Annotated in this window: 21 protein-coding genes; 19 read left to right on the top strand and 2 right to left on the bottom strand. The window is 60.7% G+C overall.

The window, feature by feature from the left end; genetic code table 11:
• Nucleotides 1–41: 41 nt before the first annotated feature.
• The 4 genes from PIB16_RS11135 to aroQ all read left to right on the top strand — a co-directional run bounded on the left by PIB16_RS11135 (nt 42) and on the right by aroQ (nt 3226).
• Nucleotides 42–881 (top strand): transporter substrate-binding domain-containing protein, encoded by an 840-nt coding sequence (locus PIB16_RS11135; RefSeq protein ID WP_065655343.1) that lies wholly within the window; start codon nt 42–44, stop codon nt 879–881.
• Between the two features lie 204 nt (nt 882–1085).
• Nucleotides 1086–1844 carry an amino acid ABC transporter ATP-binding protein gene (locus PIB16_RS11130; RefSeq protein ID WP_065655380.1) on the top strand — a complete coding sequence of 253 codons (759 nt, stop codon included), beginning with the start codon at nt 1086–1088 and terminating at the stop codon, nt 1842–1844.
• 72 nt (nt 1845–1916) lie between these two features.
• Entirely contained in the window at nt 1917–2786 is an 870-nt protein-coding gene (locus PIB16_RS11125; RefSeq protein ID WP_065655381.1) for a shikimate dehydrogenase, read from the top strand.
• Nucleotides 2783–3226 carry a type II 3-dehydroquinate dehydratase gene (aroQ, locus tag PIB16_RS11120; RefSeq protein ID WP_065655344.1) on the top strand — a complete coding sequence of 148 codons (444 nt, stop codon included), beginning with the start codon at nt 2783–2785 and terminating at the stop codon, nt 3224–3226. The genes PIB16_RS11125 and aroQ overlap by 4 nt, the downstream gene beginning before the upstream one ends.
• Here the strand turns inward: aroQ and PIB16_RS11115 are convergent.
• On the bottom strand, nt 3201–3893 hold the full coding sequence (locus tag PIB16_RS11115; protein ID WP_065655345.1) for a TetR family transcriptional regulator: 693 nt from the start codon (nt 3891–3893) through the stop codon (nt 3201–3203). The genes aroQ and PIB16_RS11115 overlap by 26 nt on opposite strands.
• 124 nt (nt 3894–4017) lie before the next feature.
• Here PIB16_RS11115 and PIB16_RS11110 point away from each other — a divergent pair, with 124 nt between their 5' ends.
• The 7 genes from PIB16_RS11110 (at nt 4018) to PIB16_RS11080 (ending at nt 13553) form a co-directional block, all read left to right on the top strand.
• Nucleotides 4018–5919 (top strand): bifunctional sugar phosphate isomerase/epimerase/4-hydroxyphenylpyruvate dioxygenase family protein, encoded by a 1902-nt coding sequence (locus PIB16_RS11110; protein ID WP_065655382.1) that lies wholly within the window; start codon nt 4018–4020, stop codon nt 5917–5919.
• A 476-nt stretch (nt 5920–6395) separates the two neighbouring features.
• Nucleotides 6396–6566 carry a hypothetical protein gene (locus PIB16_RS11105; RefSeq protein WP_271045623.1) on the top strand — a complete coding sequence of 57 codons (171 nt, stop codon included), beginning with the start codon at nt 6396–6398 and terminating at the stop codon, nt 6564–6566.
• The gene (locus PIB16_RS11100; protein WP_271045622.1) at nt 6563–8383 is read left to right on the top strand and encodes an ABC transporter ATP-binding protein; all 1821 of its coding nucleotides are present in this window, start codon (nt 6563–6565) and stop codon (nt 8381–8383) included. Before PIB16_RS11105 ends, PIB16_RS11100 begins: the two co-directional genes overlap by 4 nt.
• 41 nt (nt 8384–8424) lie before the next feature.
• Nucleotides 8425–9960: an ABC transporter substrate-binding protein gene (locus PIB16_RS11095; protein ID WP_271045621.1), complete on the top strand. Its 1536-nt coding sequence runs from the start codon at nt 8425–8427 to the stop codon at nt 9958–9960.
• Nucleotides 9961–10035: 75 nt separating this feature from the next.
• Entirely contained in the window at nt 10036–10959 is a 924-nt protein-coding gene (locus tag PIB16_RS11090; protein WP_271045620.1) for an ABC transporter permease, read from the top strand.
• A 6-nt stretch (nt 10960–10965) separates the two neighbouring features.
• Nucleotides 10966–11814 (top strand): ABC transporter permease, encoded by an 849-nt coding sequence (locus PIB16_RS11085; protein WP_020811984.1) that lies wholly within the window; start codon nt 10966–10968, stop codon nt 11812–11814.
• Between the two features lie 5 nt (nt 11815–11819).
• The gene (locus PIB16_RS11080) at nt 11820–13553 is read left to right on the top strand and encodes a M14 family metallopeptidase (RefSeq protein ID WP_271045619.1); all 1734 of its coding nucleotides are present in this window, start codon (nt 11820–11822) and stop codon (nt 13551–13553) included.
• A gap of 27 nt (nt 13554–13580) precedes the next feature.
• On the opposite strand, the gene PIB16_RS11075 is transcribed toward PIB16_RS11080, so the two are convergent.
• A complete protein-coding gene (locus tag PIB16_RS11075; RefSeq protein ID WP_065655350.1) occupies nt 13581–13952 on the bottom strand; it encodes a hypothetical protein in 372 nt (123 codons plus the stop codon).
• A gap of 377 nt (nt 13953–14329) precedes the next feature.
• Here PIB16_RS11075 and PIB16_RS11070 point away from each other — a divergent pair, with 377 nt between their 5' ends.
• The 8 genes from PIB16_RS11070 to iolD all read left to right on the top strand — a co-directional run bounded on the left by PIB16_RS11070 (nt 14330) and on the right by iolD (nt 23959).
• Nucleotides 14330–15502, top strand: a complete 1173-nt coding sequence (locus PIB16_RS11070) for an ABC transporter substrate-binding protein (protein WP_065655351.1) — start codon at nt 14330–14332, stop codon at nt 15500–15502.
• A gap of 88 nt (nt 15503–15590) precedes the next feature.
• Entirely contained in the window at nt 15591–16454 is an 864-nt protein-coding gene (locus tag PIB16_RS11065; protein WP_065655352.1) for a branched-chain amino acid ABC transporter permease, read from the top strand.
• 1 nt (nt 16455) lies between these two features.
• Complete coding sequence (locus PIB16_RS11060) at nt 16456–17463, top strand: branched-chain amino acid ABC transporter permease (RefSeq protein ID WP_065655353.1); 1008 nt, start codon at nt 16456–16458, stop codon at nt 17461–17463.
• Nucleotides 17460–18224, top strand: coding sequence for an ABC transporter ATP-binding protein (locus tag PIB16_RS11055; RefSeq protein ID WP_065655354.1), 765 nt, complete (start codon nt 17460–17462; stop codon nt 18222–18224). Before PIB16_RS11060 ends, PIB16_RS11055 begins: the two co-directional genes overlap by 4 nt.
• Nucleotides 18205–18921, top strand: a complete 717-nt coding sequence (locus PIB16_RS11050; protein ID WP_065655355.1) for an ABC transporter ATP-binding protein — start codon at nt 18205–18207, stop codon at nt 18919–18921. Before PIB16_RS11055 ends, PIB16_RS11050 begins: the two co-directional genes overlap by 20 nt.
• Nucleotides 18922–19195: 274 nt before the next feature.
• A complete protein-coding gene (locus PIB16_RS11045) occupies nt 19196–20011 on the top strand; it encodes a MurR/RpiR family transcriptional regulator (protein ID WP_065655356.1) in 816 nt (271 codons plus the stop codon).
• Nucleotides 20012–20219: 208 nt separating this feature from the next.
• Nucleotides 20220–22136, top strand: coding sequence for a bifunctional 5-dehydro-2-deoxygluconokinase/5-dehydro-2-deoxyphosphogluconate aldolase (locus PIB16_RS11040; protein ID WP_174000562.1), 1917 nt, complete (start codon nt 20220–20222; stop codon nt 22134–22136).
• Nucleotides 22133–23959 carry a 3D-(3,5/4)-trihydroxycyclohexane-1,2-dione acylhydrolase (decyclizing) gene (iolD, locus tag PIB16_RS11035; RefSeq protein ID WP_065655358.1) on the top strand — a complete coding sequence of 609 codons (1827 nt, stop codon included), beginning with the start codon at nt 22133–22135 and terminating at the stop codon, nt 23957–23959. Before PIB16_RS11040 ends, iolD begins: the two co-directional genes overlap by 4 nt.
• Nucleotide 23960: the final 1 nt, after the last annotated feature.

Genomic DNA, 23960 nt, shown 5'->3' with positions numbered 1-23960 from the left:
GTCCATGAAGATCTCATCAGCTTTGTAAGGAGGAGCAAAAGATGAAAACCACCAGCATGAAATTCTCACGTCGTGCGATGCTCGCACTCGCTGCGGCGACGGTTGCCCTGCCCTTCGTGGCGCCGGTCGATGCTTTTGCCGGCACCGTGGAAGAGGCCAAGGCCAAGGGCAAGGTCGTCATCGGCATTCAGGGCGACAACTCGCCGTGGGGCTTCGTCAATTCCAGCGGCGTTCAGGACGGTCTCGATGCCGATATCGGCAAGGCTTTCGCCGACTATCTTGGCGTGAAGGTTGAGTTCGTACCGCTCGCTGTCGCCAACCGTATTCCGGCACTGCTGACCGGCAAGGTCGATGTCCTTTTCGCAACCATGGGCATGACTGCAGAGCGCGCCAAGACCATCCAGTATTCCAAGCCCTATGCCGGTAACGTGCTCTCCGTCTATGGTCCCAAGGACAAGAAGATTGCTGGTTACGACGATCTGACCGGCGTTGCCGTCGGCGTTCCGAAGTCGAGCGCCATGGACACTGCTATCACCGCCGGGGCCGGCTCCAAGGCCAACATTCTGCGTTTTGACGACGACGCCGCCAACATCCAGGCGCTCGTTTCCGGCCAGGTTGAAGTCGTCGGCGGCAACCAGTTCTACGGTGACCGCCTGAACAAGGCTGCTGATGGAAAATACGAATCGAAGTTCGACCTGACGACGCTTTACAATGGCGCCGGCACCCGCCCGGGTGAAAAGGACTGGAATGAAACCATCAACGCCTTCCTCGACAAGATCAAGTCGGATGGCCAGCTCGCCAAGATCTACGACAAGTGGATGAAGCGCGAAGTGCCCGCATTCCCGGAAAGCCTGCCTGATATCCCGTTCACCGTGAAGTGACCCTTCACCCGCGGTGCAAGATCGAAATATCGGGAAACCGATGGGAATCTTCAGACAAGAGACAGCATGCGCACTGCGCTTGGCGTCAGGATTGGCAGCTTGCTGCCAATCCTGACGCCTGCGAGTGCAAGTGCCAGAACATTTGAAGACGACGTCCCCCTGCATCGTCAACTGAAACTCCTGCTTAGCATGAAGGAACGTTCCATGCCGCAATCCGCCGCTCAGGCTCCGCTGATCGCCCTTGAAGGGGTGGGAAAGTGGTATGGAGCCTTCCACGCGCTTAAAAACGTCAACATGACGGTTCGCAAAGGCGAAAAAATCGTTCTTTGCGGGCCGTCCGGTTCGGGAAAATCAACGCTTATCCGCTGCATCAACCATCTGGAGGAAATCCAGGAGGGCAAGATCACGGTCGAGGGAACGACGCTGTCGGATTCCAGCCGCGCCATCGATGCGGTTCGCCGCGAAGTGGGCATGGTGTTCCAGAGCTTCAATCTCTTCCCGCACAAGACCATCATGGAAAACTGCACGCTGGCGCCCATGCGGGTGAAGGGCCTGTCGAAAGCCGATGCGGAAGCGACGGCGCGCAAATATCTGGAGCGCGTGCGCATTCTCAACCAGGCAGACAAGTACCCGGCCCAGCTTTCCGGCGGCCAGCAGCAGCGCGCTGCCATCGCCCGGGCGCTGTGCATGGAGCCGAAGGCCATGCTGTTCGATGAGCCGACCTCGGCGCTCGACCCGGAAATGGTCAAGGAAGTGCTCGACACCATGATCGGCCTTGCCCGCGACGGCATGACGATGATCTGCGTGACCCATGAAATGGGCTTTGCACGACAGGTGGCCGACCGGGTGATCTTCATGTCGGACGGCGAGATCATCGAGGAAGGCCCGCCGGAGGAATTCTTCCGCGATCCCAAGCACCAGCGCACGCGCACGTTCCTCGGCGAAATTCTCGCCCACCACTGAGGTTCGCGCGCTCTTAAGACAGGCGGGGATAATCCCGCCTCTCCCACACCGTCCGATGAGCGACACGTGATCATGACAGAGAAAACATCCTTCAAGGTCGGCCTGATTGGCGCCGATATACAGCTTTCAAAATCGCCCGCGCTGCACATGCGCGAAGGGGCGGCGCACGGCCTCGATTATTCCTACGAGCTGGTGGATGTCACCGCCCGCAAGCTGCCGGAAACGGCGCTTCCGGAGCTTCTTTCCGAGCTCGAAGCACGCGGGTTTGCCGGCACCAACATTACCCATCCGTTCAAGCAGGCGGTCATCCCGCATCTGCATGAACTGTCGGACGACGCCCGGATGCTGGGCGCGGTCAATACGGTGGTTTTTCGCGATGGGCGACGGATCGGCCATAATACGGACTGGTACGGCTTTCACGAAAGCTTTGTCCGTGGCCTGCCGGATGCAAAACGCGATCGGGCACTGCTGGTCGGCGCGGGTGGCGCCGGGGTTGCCGTCGCACACGCGGCGTTGAAGCTCGACATTGCCCGTCTCGATGTTTTTGATCGGGATATGGCAAGGGCAGAACGCCTGGCGCAGGACCTCAACGGCCGTTTTGGTGAGGACCGCGCCTTTGCGGTGAAGGACCCGGCTGCGTCCCTGCCCTATGCAGATGGCCTGATCCACGCCACCCCGATGGGCATGCCCGCCCATCCCGGCATGCCTGTTGCCGCCGATCTGATCGAACAGCGACACTGGGTGGCCGACATTGTCTACATGCCGCTTGTGACAGAGCTTTTGGCCACCGCGGCCCAGAAGGGTTGCCGCACCTTGCCAGGCGGCGGCATGACCGTGTTCCAGGCCGTTGGAGCCTTCCGGCTGTTTTGCGGCCGCGAGCCGGACGCCGAGCGCATGACGGCGCATTTCACCGAACTATGCATGGCGGAGGGCGTAGCATGAGCCTCTTTACGGTCCTCAACGGTCCCAATCTCAACCTGCTTGGCCAGCGTCAGCCGGAAATCTATGGCTATGAAACGCTTGCCGACGTCGAAGCAAACTGCCGCGCCATCGCCGACGCTGCCGGCCACACGCTGTTTTTTGCCCAGAGCAACCGGGAATATGAGATCATCGACTGGATCCATGAAGCCCGCGGCAAGTCCGCGGGCATCGTCATCAATCCCGGTGCTTTCACACACACGTCTGTAGCGATCCTCGATGCCCTGAATACCTTCGAGGCTCCCGTCATCGAGGTGCACATCTCGAACATTCACAAGCGCGAGGCCTTCCGGCACCACTCCTACATTTCGCCCCGTGCAGAGGGCGTGATCGCTGGGTTGGGTATCGAAGGATACGAGGTGGCTCTCAGCCACCTTATCAAGCGTCTTTCACGATCTTCGTGAGATGGGCGGGCGCCAGCACATAACGCAGCACCATGTCGCTGGCGTGCTGCGACAAGGTCTCCTGGCCTTCATCGGTAAACAGGCTGTCGCCAAAGATAAACGAGAACGTCGCGACATTAGAGACGTTGAAAAACGACAGGGCGCTGATCTGCCAGTGCAATTCCAAGGCGTCGATGCCCTGCCGAAAGATGCCGCTCTGCTGGCCGCGCACCAGCACGCTCTCCAGCGCCTCGATGGCGGTGCGGTTCAACTCGCGTATCGTCCCGGAAGACTGCATGTGCCGCCCGTGGTGAATATTCTCGATCATCACCATTCGGATGAAGGCCGGGTTACGCCGGTGGTGATCGAAAGTGAACCGACAGAGCTTCTCGAGTCCCGCCACAGGCTCCAGATCATCCAGGCCCAGATCGCTTTCCCCACCGCGTACCTTGGCATATGCCTCTTCGAGCACATGCTGATAAAGGCTCTCCTTGTCGGTGAAGTAATAATAGATCATGCGCTTGGACGTGCGCGTGCGCGCGGCGATCTCGTCGATCCGCGCTCCCGACAGACCGTTTTGCGAAAATTCCTCCATAGCCACGGACAGAATATCGCGCCGCACACCCTCCGGGTCTCTTTTCGCCGGGCGAGTTTCTGCTGTGCCTTTGGAGGTCGCGGTTTTCGTCATGGTCGATCAATCCACCCTTGGGCTTGCGGTTACCGCCCACGCCCGTATTATTAACCAATCAGTACATAAGGCTGAAAAGGAAGGCAATATGGCGAGCTATGACACAGCAGGACACGGCATGCCAATGCGCACATCCATTGCAACCGTATCGATCAGTGGCGAATTCCCCGAAAAACTGGCGGCGATTGCCAAGGCAGGCTTTTCGGGCGTTGAGATTTTTGAAAACGATTTCCTGACCTACGATGCTTCGCCGCGCGAGGTGAAGGCGCTAGCCGCCGATCACGGCCTTGAGATTACCCTCTTCCAGCCCTTTCGCGACTTCGAGGGCATGCCGGAACCCCACCGTGCCCGCGCCTTCGAGCGCGCTCAGCGCAAATTCGACATCATGGGCGAACTCGGCACCGACCTGATGCTGATCTGCTCGAATGTCTCGCCGGTCTCGCTCGGCGGCATCGACCGCGCCGCCGCCGATTTCCATCAGCTAGGCGAGCTTGCGGCAAAACATGGCGTGCGCGTCGGTTACGAGGCGCTGGCCTGGGGCCGCCATATCAGCGATCACCGCGATGCCTGGGAGGTGGTGCGCCGCGCCGATCACGCCAATGTCGGCATCATCCTCGATAGTTTCCACACGCTGTCGCGCAAGATCGATCCCAATTCGATCCGCTCCATTCCCGGCGACAAGATTTTCATCGTGCAGCTTGCCGATGCGCCGCTGATCGACATGGACCTGCTCTACTGGAGCCGCCACTTCCGCAACATGCCGGGCGAAGGCGATCTGCCGGTGGTGGATTTCATGCGCGCCGTGGCGGCAACCGGCTATAGCGGCCCGCTATCGCTCGAAATCTTCAACGACCAGTTCCGCGGCGGCTCGGCACGGCTGCTGGCCGAAGACGGCCACCGCTCGCTCATCAACCTGATGGACCAGGTGCGCCGTCTCGAACCCGACATCCGCATCGATGTGCCCGCCATGCCGGAACGGGTGGAGACGCAAGGAGTGGAGTTCGTCGAATTCACCACGGCACCGGAAGAAAAGCCTAATCTGGAAGCCCTTCTCGCCACGCTCGGCTTTGAAAACACCGCCCGGCACCGCAACCGCGATGTCGATCTTTATACGCAGGGCGATATTCGCATCGTCATCAATACCAGCGATGGTGGCGACAGTTTCGCGGGAGCCTCCTATTCCATCCATGGCACCAATGCTTATGCCTTCGGGCTGAAGGTGGATGATGCCGCAGCAGCGCTGGCACGGGCCGAAGCGCTCGGCGCGCCTACATTCGCCGAGCCGCGTAAGTCAGGCGAGGTCGCCGTTCCCGCCATTCAGGGCGTGGGCAACGGCGTCATCTATTTCCTTGACGGTTCACCGGAGCTTTCTTCCATCTGGGACAATGAATTCGTACCGACGGAAGGCCGAACGCCGGAAGGCGACGCCGGCCTCAGGCGGATCGATCATCTTGCGCAAACAACGCATTACGATGAAATGCTGACCTGGCTTTTATTCTACACCTCGCTGTTTGCGACGCGGCGCACGCCGATGGTCGATGTGGTCGATCCGGGCGGGCTGGTGCGCAGCCAGGCGATTGAAAGCGTGCCCTCACCGCATTTCCGTCTAACCATGAACGGTGCGGACAATCGCAAGACTTTCGCCGGCAAATTTCTGGCCGAGGGCTTCGGCACCAGCATCCAGCACATCGCGTTTGCCACCGACGATATCTTCGCCACAGCCAAAGCCCTGCAGGCGCGGGGTTTCCACGCCCTGCCGATCTCGCGCAATTATTACGACGATCTGGAAGCCCGTTTCGGGCTGGAGCCGGAGTTTTCCGATGCGCTGCGGGCCGCGAGCATTCTTTATGACCGCGACGACAATGGTGAATATTTCCAGATCTACAGCCGCACCTTCGGCGAGGGTTTCTTCTTCGAAATCATCGAAAGGCGCGGAGCCTATGGCGGTTATGGCGCAATGAACGCCCCCTTCCGCATTGCCGCACAAAGACGGCTTGCGCCGCCGGTCGGCATGCCGAAGGAATAACAGCCTGCATGGAAACCGGGTGGCATTGAGCTAAGAGGGTGCTCCTTTCAGCCTGCCGCCACCTTCCCCCTCCTCATCCCTGTGCTTGTCACAGGGATCCAGCCGATGCGCGTCTGCGCGGCGGGAAGAATCTTTTCAACCCAAGGACTTGGGCTGACTGGATCTCTGTGACAAGCACAGAGATGAGGGAGGTGAGTGCAACGAACCACTGCTCGCTGTTTGGTCCCATCCCGAACGAACCTGCGCCAAATTAAAATGCACGTTGCGCATTTGTAGAGCAGTACACAAAAATTGTTCAACACTCTGGACATGATTGTTCGGTTTTGTTAGCTTTTTCGGCAAAACAAGGGTGGGGAATTAGAGTTACATGCGCATCGTCGAATCTGCGGCCGACGCAAATCATCCGGCCGGTACCGATGAGGTTGCCTGCGGCGCTTCGGTGACATCGAATGTGCCGTGTCCGCGGGCGACGGCCAATGCGCATTTTGCCGACAAAGCGGCCTGAAGACATGCAGTTCTTCGCGACATTCCCGTCCCTGCCCATGGCGTCGCCCAGCACGCGCCTGCCCGAGACATTTTCCCCTTCCTCATTTTCACATGGCCGCGCCAGCTTTGCCGCGCAGGCCACGCCGGAGACGCTGACATGACTGCCGCACCCGCAAACGCCCTCCTCTCGGTCGAAGGCCTGAGCGTCGAGTTCGGCAATAGCCGCGTCGTGGACGATATCTCCTTCAGCGTCGAGCCCGGCCGCACTGTCGCGGTCGTCGGCGAGTCCGGGTCGGGAAAATCGGTCACCTCGCTTTCCACCATGCGCCTTGCCGACATGATGGGCGCGACCTACCCCACCGGCAAAATCCTGTTTGAAGGCAAGGACTTGCTGAAGGCGTCTCAGAAAGAGATGCGCGCGATCCGCGGCAAGGAGATCGCCATGATCTTCCAGGAGCCGATGACCTCGCTCAACCCGGTCTTCACCATCGGCGACCAGATCTGCGAAGTGCTTGTCCTGCATGAGAAGATGAGCAAGCAGGCAGCGATGTCGGAAGCACAGACGCTGCTCGAAATGGTGCGCCTGCCCGATGCCGCCGAGCTTCTGAAGCGGTATCCGCACCAGCTTTCCGGCGGCATGCGCCAGCGCGTGATGATCGCCATGGCGCTCGCCTGCCGGCCGAAGCTTTTGATCGCCGACGAGCCGACGACGGCGCTGGATGTGACCATTCAGGCGCAAATCCTCAACATCATGCGCGACCTGCAAAAGAAGCTCGGCATGGGCATGGTCTTCATTACCCACGATATGGGCGTGGTGGCGGAAATGGCCGATGACGTCGTCGTCATGTGGAAGGGCAAGAAGGTCGAGGAAGGCCCGGTCAAGGATATCTTCGCCAACCCGCAGCACCCTTACACGCGCGCCCTGCTGTCCGCCGTTCCGCGCCTCGGCAGCATGGAAGGCGAAGAGTTTCCCAAGCGCCTGCCGCTCACCGTGTTGCAGGACGGCCAGCCGGTCGTGGTCGGCGAAGAGCGCGTGCAAAACACGGCGAAATACGACGCCAAGCCGCTTCTGTCGGTCAAGGACCTGTTTGTCCGCTTCGATATCCGCAAAAACCTGTTCGGCAAGGCGACGCACCGCCTCAGCGCCGTGCAGAAGGTGAGCTTCGATATTCACGCCGGCGAAACGCTGGCGCTGGTGGGCGAATCCGGTTCCGGCAAATCCACCATCGGCCGCACCATCCAGCAATTGCAGACGGCCATCTCGGGCGAAATTGCCTTCAATGGTCGCAGCTATTCTGAGATGTCGGCGGCGGAGCGTTTCCGCATGCGCCAGGAAGTGCAATATATCTTCCAGGACCCCTTCGCCTCGCTCGATCCGCGCAAGACGGTCGGTTTTTCGATTGCCGAGCCGATCAACACCCATGGTTTGATCAATAATCAGAAGGCCGTAAAGCGACGGGTGGATGAATTGCTGGAGCGTGTGGGCCTCTCCTCCGAGCACGCCGCGCGGTATCCGCACGAGTTTTCCGGTGGCCAGCGCCAGCGTGTCTGCATTGCCCGCGCGCTCGCTTCCGATCCGAAGCTTATCATTGCAGACGAGGCGCTGTCGGCGCTCGACGTCTCCATTCAGGCGCAGATCATCAATCTGTTCATGGATTTGCAGGCCGAACGCGGGCTCGCCTATCTCTTCATCAGCCATGACATGGCGGTGGTGGAAAAGATGAGCCACCGCGTCGCCGTGCTTTATCTTGGCCAGATCATGGAAATGGGCAGCCGCCGCCAGGTCTTCGAAACGCCGACGCATGATTACACCCGCCGCCTGCTTTCGGCCGTGCCGGTGGCCGATCCGACCATCGAGCGCCGCATCGCGATGATCGAAGGAGAAATACCCAATCCCGTGCGCCGTGTCGGCGATGAGCCGGCCATTCTCGCCCATGAGGAAATCAATCCGGGCCACTTCATCGCGAAGAGCGCCTGAATAACAACCAGAACCACAACCATCTGAAGAGGAACAGGTAGATGACAATAATCAAGAAGGGGATGACGACAACGTTCGTCGCGCTTGCCATGGCCGCAACGGCCTTTACCGCCGCACCGGCTTTCGCCGCCGGCAAGATGACCATTTCCAGCCCGCAGGATCCGGGCAGCTGGGATCCAATCGACACCTTCCTCGTGCAATGGGCGGCTGTCGCCACCAACATCTTCGATGGCCTCACCTATCGCGGCCCGGACCTGAAGGTTGTGCCCGGCCTTGCCGAATCCTGGGAAGAGCTGGATGAGGGCAAGCGCATCCGTTTCAAGCTGCGCCAGAACGTCAAGTTCCACAATGGCGAGCCCTTCAACGCCGCCGCCGTCAAGTTCACCTTCGAGCGCCTTCTCGGCGAACAGGGTGCCAAGGGCCCGCAGCGTTCCAACTACGTCGCCATCGAAAGCGTCGATGTCATCGACGATTACACCGTCGACATGAAGCTGAAGGCGCCCGATCCGGTGCTTCTGACCAAGCTTGCCGGTTATGGCGGCATGATCGTGCCGCCGAAGTACATTCAGGAAAAGGGCGAGGACAATTTCAACCTCAACCCCGTCGGCACCGGCGCGTTCAAATTCGTTTCCTACGCACCGAAGACCAATATCAAGCTGGAAGCCAACCCGGATTACTGGGGTGGTGCACCGAAGCTTTCCGAGCTTGAATACCGCTTCATCGCCGAGCCGGCGACCGCCGTTGCCGAATTGCAGGCAGGCCGCGTCGATCTCGTCATTCCGCCCACCATCCCGATTGGCATGATCCCGGTCATCGAAGGCGATTCCAAGCTTCAGATCGTCAGCGTTCCCGGCCCGACGGTGGATGCGCTGCGCTTCAACACCCGTGACGGCATCACTGCCGATCCGAAGGTGCGCAAGGCCATCATCATGGCGGTCGACCGCGGTACGATCGTCAAGTCGATCCTCGCCGGTCAGGCTTCCGAAATCGCCAGCTTCCAGAGTGCGCTTTCCTTCGGCTATGACGCCGATCTGAAACCGCTGCCCTACGATCCGGAAGGCGCCAAGAAGCTTCTCGCGGAAGCCGGCGTCAAGCCGGGTGCGGCGCTCCAGATCGATATCCGCGGCAATGACGCAACGATGAACGAGGTGGCGCAGGTTATTTCCAGCTACCTCTCCATGGTCGGCATCACCGCCACCATCAAGCCTTACGAAACCAACGTGCTGCTGAACGACATCATACCGCAGGGCAAGACCGGCGCGATGTTCCAGCAGAAATGGGGCGGCTGGACCTTCGATTACGACAACACGGCCTATTCCATGTATCACTCGGGTGAAAAGTGGAACCCCTATGACAAGGACGAGAAGCTGGACAAGCTGCTGGAATCCCAGCGTCCGCTGACCGACCGTGCCGCGCGCGAAAAGATCCTCAAGGAAATCGGCAGCTATACCGCCGAACGCGCGCTGGAAATCCCGCTTTACAACACCAATGCCATTTACGGCATCAACAAGCGGGTCAAGGGTTTCGTCGCACCGCCGGACAACCGCCTGAAGCTGACCGACGTCACCGTCGAATAAGCTGGTTAATCCTCTCATAAGTCGCCTTGCCCGCCACGCGCGGGCAAGGCAGAACTTCTCTTCAAGGTAAAAAACGTGGCCGGTTTCCTCATCAAGCGATTGCTGCAGGCGATTTTTGTCGTCATAGCCATCACCCTTCTCGTTTCTTTCGCCATCCGCCTGACGGGTGACCCCGCCGTCACCATGTTCCAGGGCGGCGGCAGCATGACGGAAGATGATCTGGCGCGCATCCGCGCGGCGCTCGGCACCGACCGGCCGTTCTTCGTGCAATATTTCAGCTTCCTGAAGGGGCTTCTGACGCTCGATTTCGGCCGCAGCTTCACCGGCAGCACGCCGGTCTCGCGCCTCATTGCCGATGCCCTGCCCGCAACGCTGCTTCTCGCCTTCATCTCCATGGCGGTGTCGATTGCGCTTTCCATCCCGCTCGGCATCAAGGCGGCGACCTCGCGCGGCAAGACGGCCGATCAGGTGATCCGCATATTTTCGCTCGTCGGCCTGTCCTTCCCGAATTTCTGGCTAGCCACCATGCTGGTGCTGTTGTTCTCCATCACGCTCGGCTGGCTGCCGCCAAGCGGCATGGGCGGTTTTGCCAGCTACATCATGCCCGCCGTCACCATGGGTGTCATCCTCACCGCCACCAATGTGCGCCTGGTGCGCACAGCCATGCTCGATACGCTGCGCTCGCAATATGTCATGGTGGCGCGCGCCAAGGGCCTCAGCGAAAACAAGGTTCTCTACAAACACGCGCTGCGCAACTGCGCCATTCCGCTCATCACCTATTTCGGCCTGCAATTTGGTGGGCTGCTGGGCGGCATCGTCGTCATTGAGCGCGTCTTCAACTGGCCGGGCCTCGGCACGCTGGCTTTCGATGCGGTCGGCGCGCGCGATTATCCCGTGCTTCAGGCCGTCATCACCGTGCTGTCGCTGATGATCGTCGGCATCAACCTTCTGGTCGATATCGCCTATGGGCTTGTCGATCCGCGCATCCGCACGGAGTAAGTGACGATGGCTGCCAAAACCTCGCGTCTCGCGCGCTTCACCAATCTAGAATTCGTCCTCGGCGCGTTCCTCACGACAGTCATCTGCCTTGCCGTCGTCTTTTCCGACGTGCTGTTTCCGGGCGGGGCTGACAAGATCGACCTGATGGCGCGCCTTGCCAAGCCCTTTGCCAATGCCGCCCATCCGCTCGGCACCGATCCGCTGGGTCGTGACGTGCTCGCCCGCGTCGTCGCCGGCGGCAAGATTTCGTTGCTGGTCGGTTTCACCTCGGTTATCGGCGCCGTCATCTTCGGCGTCGCGGTCGGACTGGTCGCCGGTTATTATCGCGGCTTCTGGGACATGCTGGTCATGCGCTTTGCCGATATCCAGCTCGCCATGCCCTTCATTCTGCTCGCCATCACCTTCATCGCCATTGTCGGCGGCAGCCTCACAAACACCATCATCCTCCTGATCGTCTCGCAATGGGTGCAATATGCCCGTCTCGTGCGCGGCTCGGTGCTGACGCTGCGGGAGCGGGAATTCATCCTTTCCGCCCGCGCCATCGGCGTGAAGGACTGGCGCATCATTCTTCAGCACCTGCTGCCGAACCTCATCGGCCCGGTCATCGTGCTGATGACGCTCAACGTCGCCAACAATATCCTGCTGGAAAGCAGCCTTACCTTCCTCGGTCTCGGCGTCGATCCGACCATTCCGAGCTGGGGCGGCATGCTGGCGGATGGACGGACCTATCTGCAGACGGCATGGTGGGTCAGCGTCTTCCCGGGTCTTGCCATCCTTCTGACCGTGCTTGGCCTCAACCTTCTCGGCGACTGGCTGCGCGATAGCCTCGACCCCACCGGCAGAACCTCGAGGTAACAGCGATGAGCCAGATTTTCGACCAGACTTTCGAACGCACGCTGGATGCGCTTCTCGCCAATGCCGAACCGGGCCAGTCCTTCGAGGCATGGAGCTTCGATGATGCCAAAAGCCGCCGCGAAGCCGAAAACCGGCTGAAGAAAAAAGGCGTCAGCGCCCGCATCCGCAGCGCCTACAAGCCGCTTCTCTTCACCTTTATGGAAGAGATCAATCTGGATGGCGTCGACACCATCGAGGTGCGTTACCCGGTGCACGCCAACGCCCCCGCCAATCGTTTCCGGCTGGAAGCCTATCCGTTGGCGGCTCTGGTGGGCGATGCGACGATCGACTTCGTCGCCCGGAACGACGACGCCTTCCATTATGATGTTACCCTGAGCCGCAACGGCAAGAAGGAAACCCTGAAGATTTTGGCGCCAAACCGGGTGCACACCGATATCGTCGGCGAAACCAATGTTTCACCCACGGGCTGGTTCCGGCTTGCCGGCGATGCTGTGGGCGAGCGGCTGGAGACGGATTACGAACGGCTTTTCGAAGCGGCGATCCATGCCGTCGCCAACCATGGCTGGGGCGATGAAGAGCCCTATTTCGAGGAGCTGAACATCCGCGTCGCGCATCCGGCCGAAGATCTGCCACTTGCCCTCGGCGATGAGGTCGTCAGCCTGCGCGAAGCCCTGCATGAGGATTTCTATTTCTCGCTCCTGGAATTCTTCCAGAAGAAGTCCGGCCGGCCGCTGGGTGACCGGGGCCTGAAGCCCGGCCAGATCGTGCCGGAAATTGTCAAAAGCGAAGGCGAAGTCTCCGTCCGCATCGAGGCGCGCACGCTCACCACCGCCTTTCTCGATGGCCGTGAACAGCAGATCGATACGGCCAGCGAACCGGTTGCTGCAGGCCAGCTCGCAAAACTGCTTGAAGAGATCGGCGGCGAAGCATTCGAGGCCCATTCCCGTTCCGGCCGTATTCTCGCCGCCCGTTATGTCGCCGGCAGCGATGCCGCGGTGATGATCAGCGGCGGGCAGCACCCCAACGAGACCACAGGCATCGTCGGCGCGATCCGCGCTGCCCGTAAACTTGCCGAGCGCAGGGGCGCACATTTCACCATTTCGCCGCTGGAAAATCCTGACGGTTACGCCCTGCATCAACGGCTGAGAGCCGACAATCCGCGCCACATGCATCACGCGGCGCGTTACACGGCGCTCGGCGACGATCTCGAATATCGCACGCGGGAAAATTCGGGCGTCCATCTCAACGAGAAGGCAATCCGTTTCAGGGCGCAGGAGATGAGCGGCGCCAGCCTGCATGTGAACCTGCACGGTTATCCATCCCACGAATGGACCCGGCCGCTTTCCGGTTATGTCCCGCGCAATTTCGCCATGTGGACGCTGCCGAAAGGGTTCTTCCTCATCATCCGCCACCATGCGGACTGGGAAAGGCAGGCCGAAGCCCTGCTCGACCGGGTAACCCGCCATCTCGGCGCCATTCCCGGCCTGCTCGATTACAATAACCGCCAGATCGCGCTTTATGAAATCCACGCCGGCGAAACCGGTTTCCGCATCATCAACGGCTTCCCGTGCCTGTCCTCCGTCGACGACCGCCACACCGTGCCGATGACGCTGATCACCGAATATCCGGACGAGACGATCTACGGCAACGACTTCATCACCGGCCACACCGCACAGATGGAAACGGTTCTCTCCGCCTATGATGCCTGGCAGGAGATTCTCGTCGGGGAAGTGGCCTGATATTGCGGGCCGCCCTCGATGGGCGGCCTATTTTCCCGCCGTGCTGGCGAGTTTTTGGTCCCGCTGCTTCTGCAAAAGCCTCTTGCCCTTGCTTAGAATATGCAGATTAGCGGCATCAAGCTTGTTGTACCCGGCCTGAATAATATCGAGATCGGCGACGTGACCGATTGCTGCCAGTTCATGCATCACGTCGCCAATAGCGACATCGACACTCGGCTTTTGCAGGTTGATCACATCCTCCACCGCAGCGTGCATGCCTTGCGCGTCTCCGCCCATGACGTGATACAGCGCCAGCGCCTTGCGAAGAAATGCTTCGCGGCGCTCGATCTTATTGTTGAGTATACTTTCGCCAACGCGATCTCGCATCAACTCAACAACTCTATTTTGATATTCGCCCATCAGACACCAAATAAAGTTCACAATATGCTTCGCGAGGCTACAAACAATCCCCTTAGAACTGGTTAAGGCACGAGGCTTGCGCGGGTATGACCGTCATTTTCGAAACATGTCACAAAAGCTGGTTTTCATGAGGAAGCATTTCGATACCACGTGCCGCGAAAACACCGGTCGTGATGGCTGCGGCGGCGCTATACATTGAGAATCACGGGATGATCACTATTGTGCGATCTTACATGAGACAAACCCGGCGAGACGGGTATTGATAACCGTCAGGTTATTTATCACCCCCCTTATTTCATTTTACTTTGGCCACCGCACTCATCAATCTGGCAGTCTGGATCGGTGGATGGGAGCCACGGATCAATTGGGAGGAAATCATGAAATTACGGATCACCGCCGCCATCGCGGCCATCTGCTTCAGTACTGCCGCTTATGCCGATACAATCAAGGTGGGCGTGGTCGGTCCGTTCTCCGGCCCCTTCGCGCTGCAGGGCAAGAACTTCAAGGCCGGCATCGATGCCTGGTTCGCGCTGCACGGCAACAAGGTCGGCGACGATACGGTAGAGGTCGTCTATCGCGATGTGCCGCAGGCCGATCCGGCGCAGTCCAAGGCGCTGGCGCAGGAACTGGTGGTGAAGGAAGGCGTACAATATCTCGCCGGCTTCTATTTCACCCCCGACGCCATGGCCGTCACGCCTTTGCTGAAGCAGGGCAATGTGCCGATGGTCATCATGAATGCCGCCACTTCGGCCATCGTGACCAAGAGCCCCTATGTGGTGCGCACCTCGTTCACCACCTGGCAGACCTCCACCCCCATCGCCAAGGTGGCCTTTGATGGCGGCGTAAAGAAGGTCATTTCGCTGGTCAGCGATTACGGCCCCGGCGTCGATGCCGAAAACGCCTTCAAGGCGGCCTTCACCGCCGCCGGCGGCGAAGTTGTCGAAAGCATCCGCATGCCGCTTTCCACCAATGATTTCAGCCCGATCATGCAGCGCGTGAAGGATTCCGGCGCGCAAGGCGTCTTCGCCTTCCTGCCGTCGGGCCCGACGACGCTCGGCTTCGTCAAGGCCTTCAACGATAACGGCCTGAAATCCGCAGGCGTCAAGCTCTTCGCACCGGGCGATCTGACGCAGGAATCCGACCTGCCGGCGCTTGGCGAAGCCGCGCTCGGCATGCAGACGACCTTCCACTACGCCGTCTCGCATGATTCCCCTGAGAACAAGACCTTCGTGGAGGCCGCCGCCAAGGCGATCGGCAACCCGAAGGAGCTCTCCTTCCCTTCCGTCGGCGCCTTTGACGGCATGTATGTCATCAGCAAGATGATCGAGGCTACTGGCGGCAAGCAGGATGCGGAAAAGGCCGTGGACGCGGTGAAGGGTCTTTCCTGGACAAGCCCGCGCGGCCCTGTCAGCATCGATCCGGAAAGCCGCCACATCACGCAGAATATCTACCTGCGCGAAGTGGCCAAGGGCGATGACGGCAATTATTACAACAAGGAAGTCCAGACCTTCGAAAAACAGGGCGATCCGGGCCTCGCCGCCGCGAAGTAACGGCGGCTCGTAGAGAAGTTCCGGGCCGCGCGTCGCGGCCTGGGTCCGGCCCGGATGGGTATTGCAGCACCGGGAGGAATTTTTCAGCATGCAGACGGTCTTCAGCATCCTTGTCGATGCGCTTGCCTATGGCATGGTCCTGTTCATCATCTCCATCGGCCTTTCGGTGACGATGGGGCTGATGCGGGTGGTCAATCTGGCGCATGGCGCCTTCGCCATGATCGGCGGTTATCTCGCCTCCTATGCCGCCCATGGCCTCGGCCTCGGTTATGCCCTGGCGATCCTCGTCGCCATTGTCGGCACCATCGTCATCGCCATTCCGCTTGAGCGTTTTCTCTATCGCCGCATCTATGGCGCGCCGGAGCTGACACAGGTGCTGATGACCATCGGCATCACGTTTTGCATCATCGGCATCGCCAATTTCGTCTTCGGCCCGACGCTGAAGACCATTCCGCTGCCGCAGCAGCTGGCCGGCCCCACCGATCTCGGCTTCCGCACCATCGCCACCCACCGCATCTTCGCCATTGCCTGCGGTCTGGCCGTTGCCGGTGCATTGTGGTTCACCTTCGAAAAGACCGCCTTCGGCATCAAGCTGCGCGCTGCTGTCGATAACGCCGCCATGGCGGCCGCACTCGGCGTTCGCACCGAGGTCATCTATGCCGTCAGCTTCGCCATCGCCGTTGGCCTTGCCGCCATGGGCGGCGTCATCGGCGCGGAATTGCTGCCGGTCGAACCCTATTATGCGCTGCGTTATATGGTGACCTTCCTCGTGGTGGTCTCGGTCGGCGGCGCGGGCTCCATTCCCGGCGCGCTGATCGCCTGTCTGCTGCTCGGCGCCATCGATACGACCGGGCGGTATCTTGCCCCCGAATATGGCGAATTCTTCTTTTATCTGGCGGTCATCGTGATCATCACGCTGTTCCCGCGCGGCCTTCTCGGAAGGGCGAAATGAGATGGCGGTGCTCATGAACGACGTGACTGAAACGGCAGAAATCCCGAAGGCGCGCTCACCGCTGCGCACGCTTGCGGGGCCGCTCCTCATCATTATCGCCGCCATTGCCGGTTATTACCTGTTTCCGGATAATCTGGCGCTTCTGACCCGTATCATCGCCATCGCGCTTCTCGTGCTGTCGATCGATCTCGTTACCGGCTATTGCGGTGTCGCCACGCTTGGCCATGCCGCGCTGTTCGGCGCGGGCGCCTATGCTGCCGGAATTGCCGCCGCCCATTTCGAGATTACCGATCCGCTGCTCATGACCGTGATCGGCGCAGGCGCGGGCGGCGTCGCCGGGCTGGTCTCCGGCACGGTTCTCCTGCGCGCCCACGGCCTGCCGCAGCTCGTTCTTTCCATCGCCGTCATCCACCTGTTCCATGAGGCTGCCAACAAGGCATCGGGCTGGACGGGCGGCAGCGACGGTCTTGCCGGCGTTTCCCCGGACGCGCTGTTCGGCACCTTCGAATTCGACCTTTTCGGCCGCACCGCCTATATCTATGGCGTCTGTCTGCTGCTCGTCGTCTTCCTCGCCCTCAGGGTGGTGGTCAATTCGCCCTTCGGCATGTTGTGCCGCGGCGTCAAGCAGGACAGCATCCGCATTCAGGCCATGGGCGGCGCCGTCAACGGCACGATTTTGAAGATGTTCGTCATATCGGGCATCGTCGCCGGCATTGGCGGTGCGCTCAACGCCATTTCCACCCAGGTCGTCGGTCTCGACAGCCTCAGCTTCACGCTTTCGGCCGAAGCGCTGGTCATGCTGGTGCTCGGCGGCGCGGGTTCGCTTTACGGCGCGCTGATCGGCACCGTCACCTTCATGTGGTTCGAAGATGTCGTTTCCGCCGCCAATCCGTTCCACTGGCTCACCATTGTCGGCCTGCTGCTGATTGCCGTCGTGCTTTTTGCGCCGCGCGGGCTTTATGGCGCGGGTGAGCAGATCATTGCGCGCATCCGTGGAGGTCGCAAATGAGCGCCATTTTCGAAGTCTCCGGCCTCAAGAAAAATTTTGGCGGCCTCGTCGTCACCAACAATGTCTCGCTGTCGCTTTCGCCGGGAGACCGCACGGTGCTGATCGGCCCCAATGGCGCCGGCAAGACCACCTTCGTCAATCTCGTCACTGGCAATATCAAGCCCTCGGCCGGCACGGTGCGCATCGCCGGCGAGGACGTGACCGGCCTCAGCGCCAGCCAGCGGGTGAAGCGCGGCCTTGTGCGCTCCTTCCAGGTCACGCGGCTGTTTCAGGACATGACGCCTGAGGAACATGTGGCGCTTGCCATTCTCCAGCGCGAAGGCAAAACGGGCCGGATTTTCGGCCGTTACCGCGCCATGCCTGCGGTGATGAGCGAAGCCCGCGATATTCTCGGCACGCTTGGCCTTATCGCACTTGCCGAAACAAAGGTGCGCGAAATCGCCTATGGCCAGCAGCGGCTGATCGAGATCGCGCTTGCCATGGCGCTTCGCCCGAAAATCCTGCTGCTGGACGAACCGGCCGCCGGCGTGCCTTCCACGGAAACCGCGCGCATCGAACAGGCGCTCGACCGGCTGCCGGCCGACCTCGCGATCCTGATGATCGAGCACGACATGGATCTGGTCTTCCGTTTTGCCAAACGTGTGGTGGTGCTAGCCGCAGGCGCGGTCATCTTCGACGGTTCGCCGGAAGACGTCACCAGCAATGCGGAAGTCCGCCAAGCCTATCTGGGAAGTTACGCCGATGCCCGCAGCGCCGCTTGAAATCGTCAACCTCACCGCCGGTTATGGCCCCACCCGCGTCATCGAGGGCCTGTCGCTTTCCGTGCCGTCGGGCTCGCGTTTCGCGGTTCTTGGCCGCAACGGCGTCGGCAAAACCAGCCTCTTCGCCACGCTGGCCGGCCAGACGAAACGTTTTTCCGGCGATATCCGTATCGGCGGGCAGGACATCGCCGCCCTTCCGAGCGCCGCCCGCGCCAAGGCCGGCCTCGGCTACGTGCCGCAGACGCGGGATGTGTTTCCCACCCTCACCGTCGAGGAAAATCTCTTCGTCGGTCTCAAGACCCGGCCGAAATCGGCCATCGAGGAAGCCTACACGCTGTTTCCGCGCCTCAAAGAGCGCCGCCGCAATCTCGGCTCGCAACTTTCGGGCGGCGAACAGCAGATGCTCTCCACCGCCCGCACGATTCTCGGCCAACCGCGCGTGCTGCTTCTCGACGAGCCGCTCGAAGGCCTCGCCCCCGTCATCTGCGAGGAGCTGATGGCCGCCTTCTCCAAACTGGCGCAATCGGGCGAAATGACCATCCTCCTCGTCGAACAGCGCATTCAGATGGCCATCGACTTCGCCGACCACGCCATCATCATGGAACGCGGCCGCATCGTCTGGGAAGGGCCATCCAGCGATCTTGCGGAAAACCCGGATATTATCGATACGCATCTTGGGGTTGGCGGGTTGCATTGAGTGAATGCATCGCCGTTGCGCGTTCATATATACAATCTCCGTCATACCGGCCTTGAGCCGGTATCCAGCCACCCCAAATCCTTGGGGTGAAAAGACTCTTCGCGCCGCGCAGACGCGCGCCGGCTGGATTCCGGCTCAAGGCCGGAATGACGGAGGGTTACCGATCACACAAAGCCCCCGCCGTCTCATTTGCCCTTCCTCAAAAAACCCAATGGAATAAAAATTCCACTGCAGTTAAAGTGCACACGATTTCAGTCTGCACAAAGGAACGACAATGACGGCAATCGAGGCGCCAGAATCCGTAAAGGCTTTTGAGGAGCGGCTGCTCCAGGTCGCGGAGGGTTTGCCGAAACGATTGCGGCAATGCGCCGATTATGTCGCTTCCAATCAGGATCGCATCGCCGTTTCCACCGTCGCCGAAATGGCGGAAGGGGCTGGCGTGCAGCCCTCGGCCTTCATGCGTTTTTGCCAGATCATGGGCTTTTCCGGCTTTTCGGAAATGCAGCGGCTGTTCCGCGATTCCTATGTCGGCGGCTGGCCGGATTATGCCACGCGACTCGACCATCTGCGGGAGAAGGGCGATGAAAGCGCATCGGGCCTGCTTGCCGAATTCGTGGAGGCCGGCCGTTCCTCGCTGGAAATGCTGCTGAAATCGGTCGATACCCGCCAGCTTGACGAGGCGGTTTCGGCGCTGGCGAAGGCGCGCACCGTGCATATCATCGGTCTGCGGCGCTCTTTCCCCATTGCCAGCTATCTCGCTTACGCCTTCGAGAAGATGAAGGTGCCGGCGGTTCTGCACAGTGCGGTCGGCGGGCTCGGCAATATCAGCGCCATTTCCCGTGACGACGCGCTGATCGCGATCACCTTTTCTCCCTATTCCGCGGAAACGCTGGAGCTGGCGGAAAACGCCCGCGCCAACGGTATTCCGATCGTGGCGCTTTCCGATTCCGCCGTCAATCCGCTGCGCAAATCCGGCGCGACGCTGCTGACCGTCACCGAGATCGATTTCGGCGCGTTCCGCTCGCTTTCCGCCACGCTCTGTCTGGCCATTACGCTGGCCGTGGCTGTGGGAACGCGCAAAACAGCCTGAATATTTTTATTGAAAACGGAAAAAATAGAATTTATGATCCAAATCCATGAAACGGGCATTCCATAATCGTCCGTCTCGTGACGAACGAAAATGAGCGGAGGAGGCTCATCGGAGCGGGATGGCGAAAGATGCGGGCGATCGTCGCCTGAATGCCGCTCCAGACATGTGAGGCAGACCGTACCGAGGTGCGGTGCTAAGGAGGAACCTTTTGAAAAAACTTGATCTCATCACGATCGGGCGCTCGTCTGTCGATCTGTACGGTTCGCAGGTCGGCGGCCGTCTGGAGGACATGGCCTCCTTTGCCAAATATATCGGCGGCTCTCCCACCAATATCGCAGCCGGCGCTGCACGCCTCGGGCTCAACAGCGCCGTCATCACCCGTGTCGGCGATGAGCATATGGGCCGCTTTATCCGCGAACAGCTGGTGCGCGAAGGCGTCGATGTGCGCGGTGTGAAGACGGACCCGGAGCGGCTGACCGCGCTGGTGCTGCTCGGCATTCGCGACCAGAACCAGTTCCCGCTGATCTTCTATCGCGAAAACTGCGCCGACATGGCGCTCAGCGAAGACGATATCGATCCCGCCTTCATTGCCGAGGCAGGCTGCGTCTGCGCCACCGGCACGCATCTGTCGCATCCGAAGACGGAAGCGGCCGTGCTGAAGGCGCTGAAACTCGCCCGCGAAAATGGCGCAAAGACCGCGCTCGATATCGATTACCGCCCCAATCTCTGGGGTGTGGCCGGCCACGGCGATGGCGAGAGCCGTTTCGTCGAATCGCAGAAGGTCACCGCCAAGCTGCAATCCACCCTGCATCTCTTCGACCTGATCGTCGGCACGGAAGAGGAATTCCACATTGCCGGCGGCTCCACCGATACGCTGACCGCGCTGAACGCCGTGCGCAAGGTCTCGAATGCGACGCTGGTATGCAAGCGCGGCCCGATGGGTGCTTCGGTTTTCGCCGGCGACATTCCTTCCAGCCTCGACGATGGCGAGACGGGCGAAGGTTTCCCGATCGAGGTCTTCAACGTTCTGGGTGCGGGCGATGGCTTCATGGCCGGGCTGTTCCGCGGCTGGCTGCGCGGCGAGGACTGGCCGACAACGCTGAAATACGCCAATGCCTGCGGCGCCTTCGCCGTCTCCCGCCATGGCTGCACGCCCGCCTATCCAAGCTGGGAAGAACTGCAATATTTCTTCAAGGCGGGCATTCGCAATAAGGCACTGCGCAAGGACGAGGCGCTGGAGCAGGTGCATTGGTCAACCAACCGCAAGGGCGACTGGGACACGATGCGCGTCTTCGCCTTCGACCACCGCATGCAGCTGGAAGCCATCGCCGACGAGCTTGGCGTCAAGCACGAGCAGATCGGCGCTTTCAAGAAACTCTGCCTTCAGGCCGCGCAGCATGTTGCCGGCGACAGGCCGGGTTACGGCATTCTCTGCGATGGCCGTCTCGGACGTGACGCCCTGTTTGCCGCCAGCGGCTCGGGCCTGTGGATCGGCCGCCCGGTGGAATGGCCAGGTTCGCGCCCACTGACGCTGGAACCCGATCTCGGCAAGGATTTCGGCGGTCTTTCCGAATGGCCGCTTGAAAATGTCGTCAAGGTTCTGTGTTTCTATCATCCCGACGATACGGATGAGATGCGCGCCGCGCAGGAAGAGACGGTCACGCGTCTGTTCCAGGCGACACGACGCAACCGGCTGGAAATGCTGCTGGAGGTCATTCCCTCCAAGGTCGGCCCGACCGACGATTTGACCGCCGCCCGCATCATCGAGCGCTTTTACGAGATCGGCGTCTATCCCGACTGGTGGAAGCTGGAGCCGATGAAGACCCGCGCGGCCTGGAAAAACGCCTGCGACGCCGTGCATCGCAACGATCCTTACGTGCGGGGCATCGTCGTTCTCGGTCTCGACGCGCCGCAAAGCGAGCTGGAAGAGAGCTTCCGCCTTGCCGCCGGTTTCGATCTGGTCAAAGGTTTCGCCGTTGGCCGCACGATTTTCGCGGATGCCGCCCGCAGCTGGCTCGGCGGCAAGATGACCGATGAGGAAGCGGTCAGGGATATGGCGCAGCGCTATACCAGCCTGTGCCGCATTTGGGATGAGGCGCGCGCCAAAAAGGGAGAGGCAGCGTGAAGACAATCAGATTGACGGCTGCGCAGGCCATGGTTCGTTACCTGGCAGCGCAGATGAATGAACATGGCGAAACCTACATCGCCGGCATGTGGGCCATTTTCGGCCATGGCAATGTCGCCGGCATCGGCGAGGCGCTTTATGGTATCCGCGACGAACTGCCGACCTATCGCGGCCAGAACGAGCAGTCCATGGCCCATGCGGCCATCGCCTATTCGAAGCAGCTGCGTCGCCGCCGCGCCATGGCGGTCACCTCCTCCATCGGCCCGGGTGCGGCAAACATGGTGACGGCCGCCGCCCTTGCCCATGTCAACCGCCTTCCCGTGCTGTTGATCCCCGGCGACGTCTTCGCCAATCGTGGGCCCGATCCGGTCTTGCAGCAGCTCGAAGATTTCGGCGATGGCACGATGACGGTGAATGACTGCTTCCGCCCCGTCAGCCGTTATTTCGACCGCATCATGCGGCCGGAGCAATTGCTGACCGCACTTCCCCGCGCCATGCGCACCATGACGGACCCGGCCGATTGCGGCCCTGTCACGCTCGCCTTCTGCCAGGATGTGCAGGCGGAAGCCTATGATTACCCCGAGAGCTTCTTCGAAAAGCGTGTCTGGCGTCAGCGCCGCCCGGAACCGGACGTGGTGGAATTCGATGAAGCCGTCGCTGCGCTCAAGGCGGCGAAGAACCCGATCATCGTTGCCGGCGGCGGCGTGCATTTTGCGGGCGCAACCGAAACCCTGAAGCGCTTTGCTGAAACCCATTCCATTCCCGTCGTCGAAACGCAGGCCGGTAAATCGGCCGTCGCTTGGGACCATGATCTGAATTTCGGCCCCGTCGGCGTCACCGGCGCGGAAAGCGCCAATATCATCAGCGAGAAGGCCGATCTGGTCTTCGGTGTCGGCACCCGTTTTCAGGATTTCACCACCGGCTCCTGGGCGCTATTCAAGAACCCGAACCGCAAAATCCTGGCGCTTAACGTTCAGCCCTATGACAGCGCCAAGCACGATGCGATCAGCCTGACGGCGGATGCGAAGATCGGGCTTGAGAAACTTTCCGCAGCACTCGGCAGCCACCGTTTTGCGGCGCCGGATGCCGGCCTAAAGGCTGCATGGTTTAAAAAGGCCGATGCCGATACGGCAGCGCCGGGCGAGGACAATGCCAACAGCCTGCCCACCGACATGCAGGTCATCGGCGCGGTGCAGCGCCAGTCGCGTGACAATACCGTCGTCATGTGCGCGGCCGGCACCATGCCGGGCGAGCTTCACCAGCTGTGGAAATCCAAGCTGCCGCTCTCCTATCACATGGAATACGGCTTCTCCTGCATGGGTTATGAAGTGGCCGGCGGCCTCGGCATCAAGATGGCGGAACCGGACCGCGACGTGATCGTCATGGTCGGCGACGGTTCCTACATGATGATGAATTCCGAGCTTGCGACCTCGGTTGCCATGGGCGTGAAGATCACGCTCGTCATCACCGACAATCGCGGTTACGGCTGCATCAACCGGCTGCAGATGGAAACCGGCGGCGCGGAGTTCAACAATCTCTACGCCCACACCAACGTCAACCCGATCGCCATCGATTTCGTGGCCCATGCAGGCTCGATGGGGGCGGATGCGCGCAAGGTTTCCACCATTACCGAGCTGGAAGAGGCGCTTGCGGCAGCCCGTGCCTCCAGCCGCACCACCGTCATCGTTATCGATACCGACCCTTACCCGACGCCGCAGGCCGGCGGTCACTGGTGGGATGTCGCGGTGCCTGAAGTTTCCGACCGCGCCGAAATCGGCCCGGCCCGCGTCCGTTATGAAAACCATGTCAAGGAAAGACAGTAAG

The sequence above is a fragment of the Agrobacterium sp. ST15.13.015 genome (genome assembly GCF_027871645.1).
GTDB lineage: Bacteria > Pseudomonadota > Alphaproteobacteria > Rhizobiales > Rhizobiaceae > Agrobacterium > Agrobacterium leguminum.
Note: the sequence above shows the minus strand (reverse complement) of the source record. Positions and strands in the feature narration are given on the sequence as shown.

Excerpts from the sequence above, each read along its gene's own strand:
- PIB16_RS11105 (WP_271045623.1), top strand. The coding sequence starts at position 6,396 with ATGCGCATTTTGCCGACAAAGCGGCCTGAAGACATGCAGTTCTTCGCG.
- PIB16_RS11095 (WP_271045621.1), top strand. The coding sequence starts at position 8,425 with ATGACAATAATCAAGAAGGGGATGACGACAACGTTCGTCGCGCTTGCC.
- PIB16_RS11125 (WP_065655381.1), top strand. The coding sequence starts at position 1,917 with ATGACAGAGAAAACATCCTTCAAGGTCGGCCTGATTGGCGCCGATATA.
- PIB16_RS11115 (WP_065655345.1), bottom strand. The coding sequence starts at position 3,893 with ATGACGAAAACCGCGACCTCCAAAGGCACAGCAGAAACTCGCCCGGCG.
- PIB16_RS11070 (WP_065655351.1), top strand. The coding sequence starts at position 14,330 with ATGAAATTACGGATCACCGCCGCCATCGCGGCCATCTGCTTCAGTACT.
- PIB16_RS11065 (WP_065655352.1), top strand. The coding sequence starts at position 15,591 with ATGCAGACGGTCTTCAGCATCCTTGTCGATGCGCTTGCCTATGGCATG.
- PIB16_RS11110 (WP_065655382.1), top strand. The coding sequence starts at position 4,018 with ATGCGCACATCCATTGCAACCGTATCGATCAGTGGCGAATTCCCCGAA.
- PIB16_RS11130 (WP_065655380.1), top strand. The coding sequence starts at position 1,086 with ATGCCGCAATCCGCCGCTCAGGCTCCGCTGATCGCCCTTGAAGGGGTG.
- aroQ (WP_065655344.1), top strand. The coding sequence starts at position 2,783 with ATGAGCCTCTTTACGGTCCTCAACGGTCCCAATCTCAACCTGCTTGGC.
- PIB16_RS11135 (WP_065655343.1), top strand. The coding sequence starts at position 42 with ATGAAAACCACCAGCATGAAATTCTCACGTCGTGCGATGCTCGCACTC.
- PIB16_RS11085 (WP_020811984.1), top strand. The coding sequence starts at position 10,966 with ATGGCTGCCAAAACCTCGCGTCTCGCGCGCTTCACCAATCTAGAATTC.
- PIB16_RS11050 (WP_065655355.1), top strand. The coding sequence starts at position 18,205 with ATGCCCGCAGCGCCGCTTGAAATCGTCAACCTCACCGCCGGTTATGGC.
- PIB16_RS11080 (WP_271045619.1), top strand. The coding sequence starts at position 11,820 with ATGAGCCAGATTTTCGACCAGACTTTCGAACGCACGCTGGATGCGCTT.
- PIB16_RS11075 (WP_065655350.1), bottom strand. The coding sequence starts at position 13,952 with ATGGGCGAATATCAAAATAGAGTTGTTGAGTTGATGCGAGATCGCGTT.
- PIB16_RS11055 (WP_065655354.1), top strand. The coding sequence starts at position 17,460 with ATGAGCGCCATTTTCGAAGTCTCCGGCCTCAAGAAAAATTTTGGCGGC.
- PIB16_RS11060 (WP_065655353.1), top strand. The coding sequence starts at position 16,456 with ATGGCGGTGCTCATGAACGACGTGACTGAAACGGCAGAAATCCCGAAG.
- PIB16_RS11100 (WP_271045622.1), top strand. The coding sequence starts at position 6,563 with ATGACTGCCGCACCCGCAAACGCCCTCCTCTCGGTCGAAGGCCTGAGC.
- PIB16_RS11045 (WP_065655356.1), top strand. The coding sequence starts at position 19,196 with ATGACGGCAATCGAGGCGCCAGAATCCGTAAAGGCTTTTGAGGAGCGG.